The following is an 18,070-nucleotide window of genomic DNA, read 5'->3' on the forward strand; positions in this document are numbered from 1 at the left end:
AGGGAGACCAATTGTGATTCAACCCCAAACTTACTTAAATGTGGCAGATAACAGCGGCGCACGGAAACTAATGTGTATCCGAGTGTTAGGCGCAGGTAACAGCCGTTACGGTTTTATCGGCGATCGCATTATTGCTGTTGTCAAAGATGCCATCCCCAACATGGCTGTGAAAAAATCAGATGTTGTGGAAGCTGTGATTGTTCGCACCCGCCATAACATTCGTCGTGATAGCGGTATGACTATTCGCTTTGATGATAACGCCGCCGTGATCATCAATAAAGAAGGTAATCCTAGAGGTACACGGGTATTTGGCCCAGTAGCACGGGAACTCCGCGACAAGAACTTTACTAAAATTGTTTCTCTGGCTCCGGAGGTGCTGTAATGCCTATCCAAAAGGAAAAAGTATTCTATAAAATGCACGTCAAAACGGGTGACACCGTGCAAATAATTGCCGGCAAAGACAAAGGCAAAGTTGGCGAAGTGATTAAAGCATTACCCCAACTGAGCAAAGTCATTGTTAAAGGTGTCAACATTAAGACCAAGCACGTTAAACCCCAACAAGAAGGGGAATCTGGACGGATTGTTACTCAAGAGTACCCAATCCACAGTTCTAACGTGATGCTCTATTCCACCAAACAAAATGTCGCTAGTCGTGTTTGCTACACCTTTACTCCCGAAGGTAAGAAGGTGAGAAAACTCAAAAAAACTGGCGAGATTATTGATTAAGGATGAAGTTTCCAGTCTGAAGTATAAATATTACTTATTTTATCTTCATCCTTCATAATCTTCCCTGACCAAGCCCAGGGATCTCAGGACAAAAACTATGGCGACAACAAGACTCAAAACTTTATATCAAGAGACAATCGTCCCGAAACTCACCAATCAGTTTCAATACACCAACGTTCACCAAGTACCGAAGTTGGTCAAGGTAACTGTGAACAGAGGTTTGGGCGAAGCAGCACAAAACGCTAAGGCTTTGGAAGCTTCTATCAACGAAATCGCGCTCATTACTGGTCAAAAACCCGTAGTGACAAGAGCAAAAAAAGCGATCGCAGGCTTTAAAATTCGCCAAGGTATGCCTGTCGGGATTATGGTCACACTTAGAGGCGAGAGAATGTATGCTTTCCTCGATCGCTTGATCAGCTTGACACTACCCAGAATTCGTGACTTTCGTGGTATTAGCCCAAAAAGCTTTGACGGACGCGGTAACTATACTCTCGGCGTCAGAGAACAGCTAATCTTTCCAGAAGTCGAATACGATAGCATTGATCAAATTCGTGGTCTGGATATTTCGATTATTACTACAGCAAAAAATGACGAAGAGGGCCGCGCTTTACTCAAAGAATTGGGAATGCCCTTTCGCGATCAATAAGTTCATCTAAAGAGGGAACGATGGCGGCTAACGACACAATTGCAGATATGCTGACGCGCATCCGCAATGCCAACATGGCAAGGCATCAAACAACACAAGTGCCAGCCACTAAAATGACACGTAGTATTGCCAAAGTACTACAGGAAGAAGGATTCATCTCAGAATATACAGAGACCGAAGAAGGCGTAAAACGGCACTTAGTGATTTCCCTAAAATACAAAGGGAAAAATCGTCAGCCTTTAATTACTGCCCTCAAACGGATCAGTAAACCTGGTTTACGTGTTTATTCCAACCGAAAAGAACTACCCAGAGTATTAGGCGGTATCGGTATTGCCATTATTTCTACCTCTAGTGGCATTATGACTGACCGTGAAGCTCGCCGTCAGAATTTGGGTGGTGAAGTACTTTGCTACGTCTGGTAGTCATTAGTCATTTGTCATAAGTATTCAAGACAAAAGACAAAAGACAAATAACAAAGGACAAAAGATCATGTCTCGTATTGGTAAACGACCAATTACTATTCCCGCCAAAGTGCAAATCACAATTGATGGCACTAAGGTTGTGGTCAAAGGCCCCAAAGGTGAGCTTTCACGGGATTTACCTGTTCAAGTAACAGTGAACCAGGAAGGCGAAACCTTACAAGTAGTTCGTAAAGATGATTCCCGTACCTCTCGCCAAATGCACGGTTTAAGCCGGACATTGGTAGCCAACATGGTAGAGGGAGTTTCCCAAGGTTTTCAACGTCGTTTGGAAATTCAAGGGGTTGGTTATCGCGCCCAAGTACAAGGACGTAACCTAGTGTTGAACATGGGTTTCAGTCACCAAGTACATATTGAGCCACCAGATGGTATTCAGTTTGCCGTAGAAAATAACACTAACGTCATCGTTAGTGGTTATGACAAAGAAGTAGTCGGTAATACAGCTGCTAAGATTCGTGCCGTTCGACCACCAGAACCTTACAAAGGTAAAGGTATTCGCTATGCGGGTGAAGTAGTCAGACGCAAAGCTGGTAAGACCGGAGGTAAAGGTAAGAAATAAATATGAAACTTACTCGTAGAGAATCCAAACAGCGCCGCCACCGCCGTGTTCGTGGCAAGGTTAGCGGCTCTCAAGAACGCCCACGCCTAGCCGTATTTCGTTCTCACCAACATATTTATGCTCAAGTAATTGATGATACACAGCATCATACTTTAGTGGCGGCATCAACTTTAGATGCCGAGTTAAAAGCAAATTTAGCTTCTGGTGCTAACTGCGAAGCTTCAGCTCAAGTTGGTAAGTTAATTGCAGCCCGCGCATTAGAAAAGGGCATTACAAAAGTAGTTTTTGATCGTGGTGGTAATTTATATCATGGTCGCATCAAAACACTAGCGGATGCTGCACGCGAAGCTGGTTTAGATTTTTAAAGTTGTCAAAAGTCCATAGTCCATAGTCAAAAGTAATGACTATTGACTCTTGACTCTTGACTGTTGACTCTTGACTTTTAAAGGCATGAATTATGGCAACAGGTCGTCGTAAAGCTAACCGCGCAAAAAAAGAAGAAACCAATTGGCAAGAGCGCGTAATCCAAATCCGACGGGTGAGCAAGGTAGTTAAGGGTGGTAAAAAACTCAGCTTCCGTGCCATTGTCGTTGTTGGTAACGAACGCGGTCAAGTCGGTGTGGGAGTAGGTAAAGCCTCAGATGTTATCGGTGCTGTGAAAAAAGGCGTAGCCGATGGCAAAAAACACCTAATTGACATTCCAATTACCAAATCTAACTCTATTCCGCATCCCATTGATGGCGTTGGTGGTGGTGCAAAAGTCATCATGCGTCCAGCCGCACCTGGTACTGGTGTAATTGCTGGTGGTGCTGTGCGGACTGTATTGGAATTAGCCGGAGTTCGCAACGTTCTCGCTAAACAACTTGGTTCTAACAACCCACTTAATAATGCTAGAGCCGCAGTTAACGCTTTATCTACCCTGCGTACTTTGGCGGAAGTTGCTGAAGACCGTGGTATCGCTATTGACAAACTCTACATCTAGTAGAGCTTCACTGACAGAGTTCTTGTACACAATACAAATAACATCATGAGACTCAACGATGTTAAGCCCCAAAAAGGCTCTAAAAAACGCCGTCGCCGTGTAGCCAGAGGTATTTCTGCTGGTCAAGGGGCCAGTGCTGGTCTAGGTATGCGGGGTCAAAAATCTCGCTCTGGTAGTAGCACCAGACCAGGGTTTGAAGGTGGTCAACAGCCATTGTACCGCCGTATACCCAAGCTGAAAGGCTTTCCACTTGTGAATCGCAAGATTTACACTACGATAAATGTAGAGAAGTTAGCCTCTCTTCCTGCCAACACAGAAGTAACATTGGAATCCTTAAAAGCAGCCGGGATTTTAACCTCTGCCAAAGGGCCATTGAAAATTTTGGGTAATGGGGAATTGAACGTTGCCCTCAACGTCAAAGCGGCAGCTTTCACAGGTCAAGCTCGTAGCAAAATTGAGGCAGCTGGAGGAAGTTGTGAAGTTTTAGGGTGAAGCCCAACCGCGCACTTATAATACCTGCCAACTCCCTTCCAGTGCCTGGTTCACGACAAAGGTAGCACTCTATGATCAGTCGAGATAAAGCCCCAACGGCTCAAGAAACTTTTATGCAGATGGCACAAGCAGCTGGGCTAAGAGGCAGGCTGCTTGTCACTGTCGGTATTTTAATTTTGGTTCGTCTAGGTATATTTTTACCTGTACCAGGAATTGATAGAACTAGATTCCATGATGCCATTTCCGGCAGTAATTCCATATTTGGGTTATTGGATATCTTTTCTGGGCGCGGACTTTCTACTTTGGGAGTCTTTGCATTAGGGATTCTGCCCTTTATTAATGCGTCCATTATCATCCAATTACTGACGGCTGCTATCCCATCTTTAGAAAATTTACAGAAAAATGAAGGCGAAGCGGGACGGCGGAAAATATCGCAAATTACCCGCTACGTGACTGTAGGTTGGGCAATTATCCAAAGTACGGCGTTTTCTGCCTTCTTCTTGCAACAATTTGCTTTAACTCCTGGCCCATTATTTGTAGCTGAAACTGCGATCGCGCTGACCGCAGGTTCTATGTTTGTTATGTGGGCATCCGAACTGATCACAGAACGAGGTATTGGTAATGGTGCATCATTGTTGATTTTTGTCAACATTGTTGCTTCGCTACCCAAATCTCTAGGCGACACCATCGACTTGGTACAAGTTGGCGATCGAGCAATCGTGGGTCGGGTAATTGTGCTGGTGTTGGTCTTTTTGGCCACCATCGTGGGCATTGTCTTTGTACAGGAAGGTATTCGCCGCATCCCCATCATTTCAGCTCGTCGTCAAGTAGGTAGAAGAGTTTTGGCAGAGCAGCGTAGTTATCTACCTTTGCGTCTCAACTCTGGTGGTGTAATGCCAATTATTTTTGCGGCTGCCATTTTGAGTTTGCCATTACTCATTGCCAACTTTACAAAAAATCCTGACTTGGCAAACATCGTCAATACCTATCTCAGCCCTGGTGGTTCTGCACCTTGGGTATATGCCTTGGTGTATTTAACTTCCATTGTTTTCTTTAGCTACTTCTACTCTTCATTGATTGTCAACCCAGTTGATGTAGCGCAAAACTTGAAAAAAATGGGTTCGAGTATTCCTGGGATTCGTCCAGGGAAAGCTACCAGTGAGTATATTGAGCGAGTTATTAACCGCTTAACTTTTTTGGGAGCTATCTTTTTAGGCTTGGTTGCGATTATTCCTACCGCTGTGGAAAGTGCGTTGAAAGTGCCAACCTTCAAGGGACTGGGTGCTACTTCATTGTTAATTCTAGTTGGTGTGGCAATTGACACCGCAAAACAAGTCCAAACCTACGTTATTTCTCAGCGTTATGAAGGAATGGTGAAACAATAGTGACGCGACTAATCTTCTTGGGGCCACCGGGTGCGGGCAAAGGAACTCAAGCTCAGGTTTTGGCAGAACACCTGCATATACCTCATATTTCTACTGGTGAAATCTTGAGGCAAGCAATGAAAGAGCAAACTCCTTTGGGAGTGAAAGCTCAAAGTTACGTTGATAGCGGTGATTTAGTTCCTGATCAATTGGTGCAAGATTTAGTGGAGGAACGTCTAGGTCAATCAGATGCCCAATCCGGTTGGATTTTAGACGGGTTTCCTCGCAAAGTGACGCAAGCAGCTTTTTTAGAAGCATTGTTAGCGAAAACTGCTCAAGGTGGCGAAAGAGTAGTTAACTTAGATGCACCAGATGACATTGTAATTTCACGGTTACTGGCTAGAGGCAGAAAAGATGATACCGAAGAGGTGATTCGTCGTCGTCTAGAAGTGTACCGGAATGAAACTGCACCTTTGATCAACTACTATAGTGAACGCCAAAGGCTATTAACAGTCAATGGTAATCAATCCCAAGAAGAAGTCACTAGTGAATTGAAACAAATTTTAGCTTCCTAGCTGGAGATACAGGAGTAGTCATGGAGAAGTATAAAATTCCCCAGCTACTACTCCCTATTCTTCACTGAACTTTGGCAAGATGATGCTGATCAATTTTAGCTAAGATATATTAATAAACTGTTGATATATTTCTCAAAATGTGTTCTGTTGCAGATAAAAGCTGCCAGCGAACCAAAAACTGTTGAGTTGAGGAACCAAAAAGTTGTCTAAACAAGATTTGATTGAAATGGAAGGTACGGTTACTGAGTCCTTGCCAAACGCGATGTTTCGCGTTGACCTGGACAATGGTTTTAACGTACTGGCACACATCTCTGGAAAAATTCGCCGCAACTATATCAAGATTTTGCCAGGCGATCGCGTCAAGGTAGAACTCACTCCCTATGACCTGACAAAAGGCCGAATTACCTATAGATTGCGGAAAAAATAATTAAATTCAGAAAAAATTAGTTGTATAAAGAGGATCTTACCATACAACTAACTTGTTGGGGGATTCTTAATTACTTAACTGTAATATTTTTCCAGAAATGCTATAATTTTATATTTGGAGTCAATTAAGAAAGGCATGAAAGTCCGAGCCTCTGTCAAGAAAATTTGTGAAAAGTGTAACGTGATTCGCCGTCGTGGTCGCGTTATGGTGATTTGCTCTAACCCCAAACATAAACAACGTCAAGGATAACACTCTCTAGAATCCGGGAGTAAACTGCGACTAGAAAAGATCACCACAAAAATTACAGATGTGGTTTACATTCCACATCTTAACCAAGAGAAACTGCGAGAACAACAGGGAGAAATTAATTGTGGCCCGTATTGCCGGCGTAGACCTGCCACGCGATAAGCGCGTTGAGATTGGTCTCACATACATCTATGGAATTGGGTTATCCAGGTCGCAGGAAATTCTAGCGACTACAGGTGTCAACCCAGACACCAGAGTTAAAGACTTAAGTGATGCTGATGTTGCAAGTCTACGTGCAGAAATAGAAAGTAACTATCAAGTAGAAGGTGACTTGCGGCGCTTGGAAGCAATGAATATCAAGCGCTTAATCGACATAGGAACCTATAGAGGCCGTCGTCACAGGATGGGTCTTCCAGTGCGAGGACAAAGAACTCGGACTAATGCGAGAACCCGTCGTGGCAGAAGGCAGACAGTGGCCGGTAAGAAGAAAGCTCCTGGCAAATAATTATTCATTGCTTGCTCAACAGAGCAAGTTTTTCCTTAAATTACCTAAACAAATATGGCGAGACAACCAACTAAAAAAACTGGGAGTAAAAAGCAAAAGCGGAACGTACCCAACGGACTTGCTTACATCCAATCTACCTTCAACAATAGCATTGTCACAATCACCGATCAAAATGGTGATGTTATCTCCTGGGCAAGTGCTGGTTCCAGCGGTTTTAAAGGAGCCAAAAAAGGAACTCCCTTTGCAGCCCAAACTGCTGCTGAAAGTGCTGCCCGTCGAGCTATTGACCAAGGAATGCGTCAAATTGAGGTGATGGTTAGTGGCCCAGGTGCTGGTAGAGAAACTGCGATTCGCGCACTGCAAGGGGCAGGACTGGAAATTACCCTGATTCGGGATATTACCCCAATTCCTCACAATGGTTGCCGTCCACCAAAGCGCCGTCGAGTCTAGATCAAACTTGTGAGGCAATCAAGGCAAGAAGTCTAAATAAAAAATTCACCTGCAATAGTGATTTATGCTTTTGATGTTTAAACTATCAAGCAGAGTGAACCATAAATAACTTCTGAGTGCTTGAGTGGTAAAAGCCAGTTAGCTCTTCCTTGGGGGAGAGCTGCTGTAATTTCCACAACACCATATTTATGGATAATCGCCCATAGGCTTCATCAGCAGATCAATTACCATTATTGAATTTGGGCAGTTTGATCAGCCGGAAGCAAGCCGAGGGCAAAAGTAAATTGAATAGGCAATTAATTGTTAGCAGCACCTTCATTAAGGGAGGCTACTCCGTGGCGCAGTTTCAAATTGAATGTGTAGAGTCTAGTACAGAAGAAAGTCGGAGTCATTACAGTAAGTTTGTCTTAGAACCCCTAGAGCGCGGTCAAGGCACAACTGTTGGTAATGCACTGAGACGGGTGTTATTGTCCAACTTGGAAGGAACAGCCGTGACCGCAGTGCGAATTGCAGGTGTTACACACGAGTTTGCCACAGTTCCGGGTGTGCGGGAAGACGTGCTAGAAATCTTGATGAGAATGAAAGAAGTTATTCTCAAAAGCTATTCTTCTCAACCTCAAATTGGTAGATTACTCGTTACTGGGCCAGCAACAGTTACAGCCGCCCATTTTGATTTGCCTAGTGAAGTTGAAGTGGTTGATCCTACCCAGTATGTTGCGACTCTCGCTGAGGGCGGTAAGCTGGAAATGGAATTTCGCATCGAACGCGGTAAGGGTTATCGTACCGTAGAACGAGGGCGAGAAGAGGCAACTTCTTTGGACTTTTTGCAAATCGACTCAGTATTTATGCCGGTGCGAAAAGTCAACTATAGTGTTGAAGAAGCCCGTGCAGATGGCTCGATTACCAAAGACAGATTGTTATTAGAAGTTTGGACAAATGGTAGTGTCTCTCCCCAAGAAGCACTATCCTCAGCTGCCAGTATTTTGGTAGATTTATTCAACCCACTGAAGGATATTTCTTTAGAACCAACAGATATTGGTTCTGATGTTCCAGACGATCCAACTGCTCAAATTCCCATCGAAGAATTGCAACTTTCTGTGCGGGCATATAACTGCCTCAAACGCGCACAAGTTAATTCTGTGGCAGACTTATTGGATTTTACCCAAGAAGATTTGCTAGAAATCAAGAATTTTGGTCAAAAATCGGCGGAAGAAGTTGTAGAAGCGTTGCAACGACGCTTGGGAATTACCTTACCGCAGGAAAGAAGCTCCAAACACAGCTAAAGCAAAACCTTTCATAGTTCATAGTCCACCATTATGCGTCACCGTTGTCGGGTTAAAAAACTTGGTAAACCAGCTGACCAGCGTCGCGCTCTGTTGCGTACCTTAACCACTGAGCTAGTTCGTCATGGTCGAATTACCACCACTTTAATCAGAGCGAAAGCTTTGCGGAGTGAAGTAGAGAAAATGATTACCTTAGCGAAAGACGGCTCCTTAGCATCTCGTCGTGCAGCTTTAGGTTACATATACGATAAGCAACTGGTTCATGCTTTGTTTGAACAAGCTCCTACTCGGTATGCTAATCGTAGTGGTGGTTACACCCGGATTCTTCATACCGTGCCTCGGCGTGGAGACAATGCCGAAATGGCAATCATTGAACTGGTGTAAATAAGTCAAAAGTCAAAAATCAAAATGATTGAGACGAATGACCAATGACACAAAATCTGTATGTTAGAAATTGACCAGCCGCAACAAAATCAAAGAGTTGCCTTGGTAATTCAATACCTGGGTACTCATTTTCATGGCTGGCAAAGGCAAAAAGGGCAGCGTACAGTCCAAGAAGAAATCGAAACAGCGATCGCAACTATTCTTGGTCATCATGTCACACTATATGGTGCAGGACGCACTGATGCTGGTGTCCATGCTGCTGCACAAGTAGCCCACTTTGATGCTACAGGTTTAATTCCGGCTCATAAATGGGCCACAGTTCTCAACAGTTATCTGCCACCAGACATCATAATTAGGGCTTCAGCACCAGTGGGTGACGCTTGGCACGCCCGTTTTAGCGCGGCTTATCGGCGATACCGCTACACGATATACACGGAAAAACGACCAAATTTGTTCGTTAAACCCTTTAGTTGGCATTATTATCATGAGCCACTGGATGAATTATTAATTCAGTCTGCCATGAAACCTCTATTGGGTAAGCATCATTTAGCAGCTTTCCATCGTGCAGGCTCTAAGCGAAAGCATTCTTGGGTAGAAGTACAAGCCGCAGAATGTCATCGTAGTGGGTCATTGCTCCATCTAGAAATTCAGGCAGATGGATTTTTATATGGCATGGTCAGGCTGCTGGTGGGAATGCTAGTACAAGTAGGTGCTGGACAGCGTACCCTGGCGAACTTCACCGAAATTTGGCAAGAAGAACGCCGAGAAGAAGTAAAGTATGCTGCACCTGCTCAAGGTTTATGCTTGTTGCGTGTCGGCTATCCTGATTTTCCTTTTTCTTATGATATTTGGTACGATACCCAGCCAAAATTTAGTTTTTAGTCATTGGTCATCAGTCATTACTCAATGACGAATGACAAAGGACAAATAACAAAGGACAAATACAAATGAGTAAAACCTACCTTCCGGCTCAAGATGCCCTTGAGCATAATTGGTATGTAGTAGATGCTACAGACCAACGTCTAGGTCGCCTCGCCAGCGAAATTGCTATGATTCTCAGAGGCAAAAAGAAAGCAGAATTTACACCTCACCTAGATACGGGCGACTTTGTAATTGTTGTGAATGCTGATAAAGTCGCAGTCACAGGTAAAAAACGGACGCAAAAATTATATCGTCGCCACTCTGGCCGTCCTGGTGGGATGAAGACCGAAACTTTTGCCAAGCTGCAACAGCGCATCCCCGAACGGATTATTGAACATGCTGTTAAAGGTATGCTGCCGAAAAATAGCTTGGGTCGGCAGTTGTTTACCAAGCTAAAAGTTTATGCAGGGCCGACTCATCCCCACGAAGCCCAACAACCTAAAGAATTAAAAATTAGTACAATTCCTGGAGAAGAAAGCTAATGGTAGTAGCAGAAGCCAATAGTGGTCGTGCTGTGTACTGGGGTACTGGCCGCCGTAAATCCGCAGTTGCACGAGTACGTCTTGTGCCTGGTAGTGGTCAATTGACTGTCAATGGCAAGGCAGGGGATTTATACTTCCAATTTAATGCGAATTACTTGGGAGTCATCAAAGCCCCTCTAGAAACACTAGGCTTAGAAAGTGAATATGACATCTTGGTCAAAGCGGAGGGTGGTGGCTTGACTGGTCAAGCTGATTCTATCCGTTTGGGTGTGGCTCGTGCTTTGTGTCAATTAGACCCAGAAAATCGCTCACCCTTAAAAATCGAAGGTTATCTCACCCGTGATCCCAGAGCAAAAGAGCGCAAAAAGTACGGTTTGCACAAAGCTCGCAAAGCTCCTCAGTACTCCAAACGATAAGGGATTGGGTCTTGGGTATCAAAAAGTCAAAAGTAAAAAGTTAAAAGGCAAAAAAGCCTTATCTTTTGGCTTTCTCGCCCTCATCTCTAAGCACATCAAAAAGTTATAATTTATATAGATTCACCACAAAAGGAACAATGGCTAAACCTGATATTCATCCCCAGTGGTATCCAGAAGCTAAAGTCTATTGCAACGGTCAAGTTGTGATGACTGTTGGTTCTACCAAACCAGAATTACACGTAGATGTTTGGTCTGGAAATCACCCTTTTTATACTGGTACTCAAAAGATTATCGACACAGAAGGTCGCGTAGAACGCTTTCTGCGGAAATATGGCAAGTCAAGCGAGCAAGGCTCCGGCGGCAAAAAGAAAAAGTAGCGGTTTGGCTCTGCTGTTAACGACGACCCTGCGAATGCTGGGTCGATTGTCATTTTTTGAGCCAAGTTGTTATTTGAAGGAGCGATCGCACTTATGGCTGAAACATACCTGCTGGAGAAACTTAAATCTGTTGAACAAACCTTTAATGAACTGACACGCCGCCTTGCTGACCCAGATACCGCGAAAAACCCTGATGAGTATCAACAAATAGCTAAGGCTCGTTCTTCTTTGGAAGAGGTAGTGAATACCTATGAAACTTGGAAAACAGCCCAAGCCGATTTAACTGGGGCGCGTCAAGTTTATAAAGAAGCAGCCAGTGACCCAGAAATGCAAGAAATGGCCGCACTGGAAGTTAGTGAACTGGAAGAAAAAATAGAATACTTAGAAACCCGCTTAAAAGTATTATTACTGCCCCGCGACCCCAACGATGAAAAGAATATCATGTTGGAAATTCGCGCTGGGACTGGTGGCGATGAAGCGAGTATTTGGGCTGGCGATTTGATGCGGATGTACACTCGCTATGCTCAAACTCAAGGTTGGAAAGTTTCGCTGGCAAGCGAATCTTTGGGAGAAATGGGCGGTTGGAAAGAAGTCATTCTGGAAATTAAAGGTGACAACGTTTACAGCCAGTTAAAGTTTGAAGCTGGAGTGCATCGCGTACAGCGTGTACCAGTCACAGAAGCTGGGGGACGGGTGCATACTTCAACCGCTACTGTGGCAATCATGCCAGAAGTGGATGATGTAGAAATTCACATCGACCCCAAAGATATTGAAATGACGACGGCTCGTTCTGGCGGTGCTGGTGGACAAAACGTCAACAAAGTAGAAACAGCCGTTGACTTAATGCACAAACCCACAGGAATCAGAATTTTCTGTACGGAAGAGCGTAGCCAGTTGCAAAACAAAGAACGGGCGATGCAAATTTTGCGGGCGAAACTGTACGAAATGAAGTTACGCGAACAACAAGAAGCTGTAACTTCGATGCGGCGATCGCAAGTTGGTACAGGATCGCGATCGGAAAAGATTCGCACTTATAACTATAAAGATAACCGCGTTACCGACCACCGCTTAGGTCAAAACTTCTCCTTAAACCCTGTGCTTGAAGGTGATTTAGAGACAGTAATTCAATCTTGTATCTCTCAAGATCAGCAAGAACGTTTGGCAGAGTTAGCGGCTTCTGGGGCAATGAACTAATTTTTACCTTGAGAATTAATTTAATTACGAACCGTCTGGGGTGTTGCGATGTTTAACACACTAGACGGTTTTTTAATCTGAATTGATTTCCGCAAATATACATAAGTTACGCACATATAAATAGTCTTAAAATGGTTAGCATTAAAATTTTACAATGCAGCTATGTCATTGCTACGTAATGAGCCTTTAGATTGGCAATCTGATCCAGAAACATCTTATCTACCTATCTATCACAAAGGTAGTTTAGTTGGTTTCTTTAAGCAAGAATATGTCAATGAAATCATTCATTTTTTAAATGAAGAAGAAGTCTTAAAAAAAGCCCTCAAAAAAGCTTGTAGTGATTTACTAAAAAAGACTGGTGGTGATACGAGTAAGGTTAATTATTTAGTACAAAAATATATAAAAGTTAGTGAACGTCCTAAGTTTGGCACAAGAGCGATCGCACTACTACTACAAGAGCGACAAAAAGAACTTGACCTTAACAATCAAGAATTTGCTAAATTCTGCGATACCTTTAAAATCTCTCCTACCGAACTCAATAGTATTTATGCTGGAGAACCGATTGATGATAATTTATTAGCACCAATCTCACGAGTATTAGGGATATCTAGAGAACGTGTACAAGAGGTTAGGGATGGTGCAGAAGCCCAAAAAAGTACATAATTAGCTATTAATGTTATTTCATCTATTCAATCTGTGAAAACAGACAGTATATTTTATCGCCTGTTTCAAGAATTTCCTGATATCTTCTTTGAACTCATTGGTGCTTCTCCCGAAAATACTGAATACTATCAATTTTCATCAGTTGAGATTAAACAAACAGCCTTCAGAATTGATGGTGTGTTTCTACCTGTACAAAATGAGGAAAAGCATATTTACTTTGTGGAGGTACAGTTTCAAACTGATGATGATTTTTATTCACGACTGTTTGCCGAAGTTTGTTTATATTTACGCCAAAATAGACCGCCAAATAACTGGTGTGCAGTGGTTTTATACCCCAGCAGAAGTGTAGATACACAAGATATAAAACATTACCGAGAATTTTTTGAAAGTCAGCGAGTCCGATGTATTTATTTTGATGAATTAGGCGATGCAGCATCATTACCAATTGGTATAGCAACAATCAAGTTGGTAATTGCTGATACTAACTCAGCAATCATCGAGGCTACAGAGTTAATCACTAGAACAAAACTTGAGTTAACATCTCAACGCCAACAACAGCAATTATTACAATTAATAGAGACGATTCTGATTTACAAGTTGCCGAACATGAGTAGAGAGGAAATACAGAATATGTTTGGATTAAGCGATTTAAAGCAAACGCGATTTTATCAAGAAGCTTTTCAGGAAGGCAAAGAACAAGGCAGACAGGAAGGTAGACAGGAAGGTAGACAGGAAGGTCAACGCCAAGAAAGGTTGAGAATAGTCTCTCGCCTTTTGAGGTTGGGTTTGACTGTGGAACAAGTAGCGGCGGAACTTGATTTAAGTATTGAAGAAGTACAACAAGCTGCACAAAATTAATCAGTAATCTAGGAAAAATGCAGGCTATGTTTGAATTAGGCGATTTAAAGCAAACGCGATTTTATCAAGAAGCTTTTCAGGAAGGCAAAGAACAAGGCAGACAGGAAGGCAAAGAAGAAGGTCAACGCCAAGAAAAGTTAAGAATGGTCTCTCGCCTTTTGAGTTTGGGTTTGACTATGGAACAAGTAGCGGCGGAACTTGATTTAAGTATTGAAGAAGTACAGCAAGCTGCACAAAATTCATGAGTAATCAAAATTAAGCGATGTCTGGGTTTGATTGTGACTTCTTGGGAAGAATTATTGGTTAATTTTTGTTAATATTGGACACGGTGTTGGTACTTCGTCCTTAACCATCAATTTCCTACCCTGAGAGAAACTCGATGCTGCGACTCGAACATATCAGTAAAATTTATCCCACAGGCGAAGTCCTTAAGGATATCAACTGGGAAGTAAAACCAGGCGATCGCATTGGCTTAGTTGGCGTTAACGGTGCGGGAAAATCTACCCAGTTGAAAATTATCTCTGGGGAAATTGAACCTACCGCCGGCGACATTATTCGTCCTGCTAGTTTACATATTGCTTATCTCAATCAAGAGTTTGAAGTCGACCCTACCCGCACGGTTAGAGAAGAATTTTGGACAGTATTTAAGGAAGCCAACGAAGTACAGTTAGCTCTGACGCAAGTGCAACATGATATGCAAACTGCGACACCAGAGGAACTGGATAGACTAATTAACAAGTTGGATCGTTTGCAGCGTCAGTTTGAAGCTTTGGATGGTTACGGTTTAGAAGCACGCATCGGCAAGATTTTACCAGAGATGGGATTTGATCAAGAAGATGGCGATCGCCTCGTCAGTGCTTTTTCTGGTGGCTGGCAAATGCGGATGAGTTTGGGTAAAATCCTGCTGCAAGCACCGGATTTATTACTGTTAGACGAACCAACTAACCATTTAGACTTAGAAACTATCGAGTGGCTAGAAAATTACCTCAAAGGCTTAACAACGCCAATGGTGATAGTTTCCCACGACCGCGAATTTTTAGACCGCCTCTGCACTCAAATTGTCGAAACTGAACGCGGCGTTTCTAGCACATACTTGGGTAACTATTCTGCTTACTTGCAACAAAAAGCCGAAAATCAAGTAGCGCAGCTGAATGCTTACGAGCGCCAACAAAAGGAAATTGAGAAACAACAAGCTTTTGTTGACAGATTCCGCGCTAGTGCTACCCGCAGTACTCAAGCCAAAAGCCGGGAAAAGCAACTGGATAAAATTGAACGCATTGAAGCACCAACATCTGGAGTCAGAACCTTACATTTTCGCTTTCCCCCTGCACCCCGCAGTGGTCGGGAAGTTGTGAAAATTAAGGATTTAACGCATATCTATGATGATAAAATCTTATTCCTGGGTGCAAATTTGCTGATTGAAAGGGGCGATCGCATCGCTTTTCTAGGCCCCAACGGTGCAGGGAAATCTACCTTATTGCGAATTATTATGGGTACGGAAACACCCAGCGAAGGCATCGTTAGCTTAGGCGATCATAACGTTATTCCGGGTTACTTTGAACAAAATCAAGCCGAAGCTTTGGACTTGAAAAAGACCGTGATGGAAACAATTCACGATGAAGTTCCTGACTGGAAAAACGAAGAAGTTCGCACGCTGCTCGGCAAGTTTTTATTCACTGGCGACACTGTATTTAAATCGGTTGAAGCCTTAAGTGGGGGAGAAAAAGCACGTTTAGCTTTGGCAAAAATGCTATTGCGTCCAGCTAATTTACTGATTTTAGATGAGCCGACCAACCATCTTGATATTCCAGCAAAAGAGATGTTGGAAGAAGCACTGCAAAACTATGATGGGACAGCGATTGTAGTTTCCCACGACCGTTATTTTATTTCGCAGGTGGCTAACAAAATTGTGGAAATTCGGGATGGAGAATTCCGCGTTTATTTAGGAGATTACCACTACTATTTAGCAAAAATTGCCGAAGAAAAAGAAGAAGCCAAATTAGCGGCGATCGCAGCGGAAAAAGCAGCGAAAAAAGCAGCCAAAGCAGCCAAAACTTCTGGCAAGAAAAAGTAAACTATCAAGTTAGTAGTAGTACTTTTACTTAACTACTAACTGATATTCCTCAAATTGGAACATCACAAAATATATTCAACAGCTGCAAAAAGTAAAAAAAGTCTAAAAAATCTCTCAATAAGTCATAAATTAAGTTAATAAGCAGAAATTCACTTGCACCTGTGGTTAGCAGTGGTATCATTCGGGTATTACAAAAAGTAAAGGGCAATTTTACTATGACCAAGGCACCTGTTGCTCCTGTGGTGCTAGTCATTTTAGACGGATGGGGCTACTGCGAGGAGACGCGAGGAAACGCTATTGTTGCGGCTAAAACGCCGATTATGGACAGCTTGTGGGCGGCGTACCCGCACACCCTCATCCGCACATCAGGAAAAGCCGTAGGCTTGCCAGAGGGTCAAATGGGTAACTCAGAAGTTGGTCATTTGAATATTGGCGCTGGGCGAGTTGTACCACAAGAACTTGTACGCATTTCAGATGCTGTGGAAGATGGTTCAATCCTCAGTAACCCCGCACTAGTCAAAATTTGTCAGGAAGTTCGTTCTCAAAATGGCAAGCTGCATTTAGTAGGTCTTTGTTCTGATGGCGGGGTACACTCACACATTACCCACCTGTTTGGATTACTGGATTTAGCCAAGGATCAGCGAATTTCAGAAGTTTGTATCCACGCAATTACTGATGGTCGAGATACCTCACCCAGTGAAGGTATAAAAGCGATTCAGGCAATTCAAGATTACACTGATCGCGTCGGAATTGGGCGCATTGCTACCCTGAGCGGTCGTTATTATGCGATGGATCGCGATCGCCGTTGGGATCGTGTTCAAAGAGCATATGATGTCATCAGCCAAGATGGTGCAGGCGATGGACGAACAGCCGTACAAGTCTTGGAAGCATCTTACGCCGAAGGGGTGACAGATGAATTTATTAACCCAGTCCGTATTGCTCCTGGTGCAATTGCTCCCGGAGATGGGGTAATATTTTTCAACTTCCGCCCTGACCGTGCTAGACAGTTGACTCAAGCCTTTGTTAGTCCTGAATTTACAGGCTTTGAGCGACAGAGAATCCAACCATTATCTTTTGTGACATTTACCCAGTACGATCCAGAGTTACCCGTGACAGTGGCTTTTGAGCCGCAGAATTTAACGAATATTCTCGGTGAAGTCATTGCAAATCATGGTCTAAAACAGTTTCGTACCGCCGAAACCGAAAAATACGCCCACGTCACTTACTTCTTTAACGGCGGTTTAGAAGAACCTTTTGCTGGAGAAGACCGAGAACTTGTCAGCAGCCCAATGGTAGCGACTTATGACAAAGCACCTGTGATGTCAGCCGCAGCCGTCACCGATGTAGCGATCGCTGCCATGCAAAAAGGCATATACTCGTTAGTGGTGATTAACTATGCTAACCCAGACATGGTAGGGCATACTGGTCAAATGCCAGCCACAATCACAGCGATTGAAGAAGTTGACCGTTGTGTAGGTCGCCTTTTAGAAAGCATTATCAAAGCAGGCGGGACAACCATTATTACCGCCGACCACGGTAACGCTGAGTATATGCTAGATGAAGAGGGTAACTCTTGGACGGCGCATACTACCAACCCAGTACCCTTGATTTTGGTGGAAGGCGAAAAAGCCAAAATTCCTGGACATGGTACGAATGTCGAACTACGTAACGATGGCAAGTTAGCCGACATTGCACCTACAATTCTGGATATTTTACAGCTGCCACAGCCACCAGAAATGACCGGGCGATCGCTAGTCAAACCAGTAGAATTTGACTTAAAACGCGATCGTACCCCTATGCCAATTGGTCTGTAAACAGTGCTGAGTTGAAAGTGCTGAGTGCTGAGTAATTTTGACTTTACTCAACACTCAGACCTCAAAACTAAATTATGCCAAGAATCTTAGGAGTTAAGATTTAAAGGTAATAAAATAGAGTTTTTGAAGTCTTAACTTCCGACATCTTTTTCA

General features: G+C 43.4%; 26 protein-coding genes. All 26 read left to right on the forward strand.

Annotation, left to right across the window (positions count from 1 at the left end; all coding sequences use genetic code 11):
* Positions 1 to 13 precede the first annotated feature (13 nt).
* The 26 genes from rplN (at position 14) to gpmI (ending at position 17,917) form a co-directional block, all read left to right on the forward strand.
* Positions 14 to 382, forward strand: a complete 369-nt coding sequence (rplN, locus tag H6G69_RS07835) for a 50S ribosomal protein L14 (protein ID WP_062291728.1) — start codon at positions 14 to 16, stop codon at positions 380 to 382.
* Positions 382 to 726, forward strand: a complete 345-nt coding sequence (gene rplX / locus H6G69_RS07840; protein WP_190684196.1) for a 50S ribosomal protein L24 — start codon at positions 382 to 384, stop codon at positions 724 to 726. The genes rplN and rplX overlap by 1 nt, the downstream gene beginning before the upstream one ends.
* Before the next feature lie 97 nt (positions 727 to 823).
* Positions 824 to 1,372, forward strand: coding sequence for a 50S ribosomal protein L5 (gene rplE, locus H6G69_RS07845; RefSeq protein ID WP_190684199.1), 549 nt, complete (start codon positions 824 to 826; stop codon positions 1,370 to 1,372).
* Between the two features lie 20 nt (positions 1,373 to 1,392).
* On the forward strand, positions 1,393 to 1,794 hold the full coding sequence (rpsH, locus tag H6G69_RS07850) for a 30S ribosomal protein S8 (RefSeq protein WP_190684202.1): 402 nt from the start codon (positions 1,393 to 1,395) through the stop codon (positions 1,792 to 1,794).
* A 67-nt stretch (positions 1,795 to 1,861) separates the two neighbouring features.
* Positions 1,862 to 2,410: a 50S ribosomal protein L6 gene (gene rplF / locus H6G69_RS07855; protein WP_190684205.1), complete on the forward strand. Its 549-nt coding sequence runs from the start codon at positions 1,862 to 1,864 to the stop codon at positions 2,408 to 2,410.
* Positions 2,411 to 2,412: 2 nt separating this feature from the next.
* Positions 2,413 to 2,775, forward strand: coding sequence for a 50S ribosomal protein L18 (rplR, locus tag H6G69_RS07860; RefSeq protein ID WP_190684207.1), 363 nt, complete (start codon positions 2,413 to 2,415; stop codon positions 2,773 to 2,775).
* 92 nt (positions 2,776 to 2,867) lie between these two features.
* On the forward strand, positions 2,868 to 3,392 hold the full coding sequence (rpsE, locus tag H6G69_RS07865; RefSeq protein ID WP_062291712.1) for a 30S ribosomal protein S5: 525 nt from the start codon (positions 2,868 to 2,870) through the stop codon (positions 3,390 to 3,392).
* 45 nt (positions 3,393 to 3,437) lie between these two features.
* Complete coding sequence (gene rplO / locus H6G69_RS07870; protein ID WP_190588746.1) at positions 3,438 to 3,884, forward strand: 50S ribosomal protein L15; 447 nt, start codon at positions 3,438 to 3,440, stop codon at positions 3,882 to 3,884.
* Between the two features lie 71 nt (positions 3,885 to 3,955).
* Complete coding sequence (gene secY / locus H6G69_RS07875; protein ID WP_190684210.1) at positions 3,956 to 5,269, forward strand: preprotein translocase subunit SecY; 1,314 nt, start codon at positions 3,956 to 3,958, stop codon at positions 5,267 to 5,269.
* Positions 5,269 to 5,823, forward strand: a complete 555-nt coding sequence (locus H6G69_RS07880; RefSeq protein ID WP_190684213.1) for an adenylate kinase — start codon at positions 5,269 to 5,271, stop codon at positions 5,821 to 5,823. Before secY ends, H6G69_RS07880 begins: the two co-directional genes overlap by 1 nt.
* A gap of 202 nt (positions 5,824 to 6,025) precedes the next feature.
* Positions 6,026 to 6,250, forward strand: a complete 225-nt coding sequence (gene infA / locus H6G69_RS07885) for a translation initiation factor IF-1 (protein ID WP_006276978.1) — start codon at positions 6,026 to 6,028, stop codon at positions 6,248 to 6,250.
* A 135-nt stretch (positions 6,251 to 6,385) separates the two neighbouring features.
* The gene (rpmJ, locus tag H6G69_RS07890; RefSeq protein ID WP_015113411.1) at positions 6,386 to 6,499 is read left to right on the forward strand and encodes a 50S ribosomal protein L36; all 114 of its coding nucleotides are present in this window, start codon (positions 6,386 to 6,388) and stop codon (positions 6,497 to 6,499) included.
* A gap of 121 nt (positions 6,500 to 6,620) precedes the next feature.
* Entirely contained in the window at positions 6,621 to 7,001 is a 381-nt protein-coding gene (rpsM, locus tag H6G69_RS07895) for a 30S ribosomal protein S13 (protein ID WP_190684215.1), read from the forward strand.
* Between the two features lie 54 nt (positions 7,002 to 7,055).
* Positions 7,056 to 7,451, forward strand: a complete 396-nt coding sequence (rpsK, locus tag H6G69_RS07900; RefSeq protein ID WP_015113409.1) for a 30S ribosomal protein S11 — start codon at positions 7,056 to 7,058, stop codon at positions 7,449 to 7,451.
* A 335-nt stretch (positions 7,452 to 7,786) separates the two neighbouring features.
* A complete protein-coding gene (locus H6G69_RS07905) occupies positions 7,787 to 8,734 on the forward strand; it encodes a DNA-directed RNA polymerase subunit alpha (RefSeq protein ID WP_015113408.1) in 948 nt (315 codons plus the stop codon).
* 33 nt (positions 8,735 to 8,767) lie between these two features.
* Positions 8,768 to 9,118 carry a 50S ribosomal protein L17 gene (gene rplQ, locus H6G69_RS07910; protein ID WP_190684218.1) on the forward strand — a complete coding sequence of 117 codons (351 nt, stop codon included), beginning with the start codon at positions 8,768 to 8,770 and terminating at the stop codon, positions 9,116 to 9,118.
* A gap of 60 nt (positions 9,119 to 9,178) precedes the next feature.
* Complete coding sequence (gene truA / locus H6G69_RS07915; RefSeq protein ID WP_190684221.1) at positions 9,179 to 10,000, forward strand: tRNA pseudouridine(38-40) synthase TruA; 822 nt, start codon at positions 9,179 to 9,181, stop codon at positions 9,998 to 10,000.
* A 65-nt stretch (positions 10,001 to 10,065) separates the two neighbouring features.
* On the forward strand, positions 10,066 to 10,521 hold the full coding sequence (gene rplM / locus H6G69_RS07920; protein ID WP_190684224.1) for a 50S ribosomal protein L13: 456 nt from the start codon (positions 10,066 to 10,068) through the stop codon (positions 10,519 to 10,521).
* Positions 10,521 to 10,937, forward strand: coding sequence for a 30S ribosomal protein S9 (gene rpsI / locus H6G69_RS07925; RefSeq protein WP_190684226.1), 417 nt, complete (start codon positions 10,521 to 10,523; stop codon positions 10,935 to 10,937). Before rplM ends, rpsI begins: the two co-directional genes overlap by 1 nt.
* A 137-nt stretch (positions 10,938 to 11,074) precedes the next feature.
* Positions 11,075 to 11,314, forward strand: coding sequence for a 50S ribosomal protein L31 (gene rpmE / locus H6G69_RS07930; RefSeq protein ID WP_190684229.1), 240 nt, complete (start codon positions 11,075 to 11,077; stop codon positions 11,312 to 11,314).
* Positions 11,315 to 11,407: 93 nt separating this feature from the next.
* Positions 11,408 to 12,508, forward strand: a complete 1,101-nt coding sequence (gene prfA, locus H6G69_RS07935) for a peptide chain release factor 1 (RefSeq protein ID WP_190684232.1) — start codon at positions 11,408 to 11,410, stop codon at positions 12,506 to 12,508.
* Positions 12,509 to 12,670: 162 nt separating this feature from the next.
* Complete coding sequence (locus H6G69_RS07940; protein ID WP_190684235.1) at positions 12,671 to 13,171, forward strand: hypothetical protein; 501 nt, start codon at positions 12,671 to 12,673, stop codon at positions 13,169 to 13,171.
* Positions 13,172 to 13,204: 33 nt separating this feature from the next.
* On the forward strand, positions 13,205 to 14,029 hold the full coding sequence (locus H6G69_RS07945; RefSeq protein ID WP_190684237.1) for an Rpn family recombination-promoting nuclease/putative transposase: 825 nt from the start codon (positions 13,205 to 13,207) through the stop codon (positions 14,027 to 14,029).
* 26 nt (positions 14,030 to 14,055) lie between these two features.
* Positions 14,056 to 14,274 (forward strand): hypothetical protein, encoded by a 219-nt coding sequence (locus tag H6G69_RS07950; RefSeq protein ID WP_199335838.1) that lies wholly within the window; start codon positions 14,056 to 14,058, stop codon positions 14,272 to 14,274.
* Positions 14,275 to 14,408: 134 nt separating this feature from the next.
* The gene (locus H6G69_RS07955) at positions 14,409 to 16,103 is read left to right on the forward strand and encodes an ABC-F family ATP-binding cassette domain-containing protein (RefSeq protein WP_190684244.1); all 1,695 of its coding nucleotides are present in this window, start codon (positions 14,409 to 14,411) and stop codon (positions 16,101 to 16,103) included.
* A 215-nt stretch (positions 16,104 to 16,318) separates the two neighbouring features.
* Entirely contained in the window at positions 16,319 to 17,917 is a 1,599-nt protein-coding gene (gpmI, locus tag H6G69_RS07960) for a 2,3-bisphosphoglycerate-independent phosphoglycerate mutase (protein WP_190684246.1), read from the forward strand.
* Positions 17,918 to 18,070: the final 153 nt, after the last annotated feature.

Origin of the sequence: Nostoc sp. FACHB-110 (assembly GCF_014697425.1) — a bacterium.
Lineage (GTDB): Bacteria > Cyanobacteriota > Cyanobacteriia > Cyanobacteriales > Nostocaceae > Nostoc_B.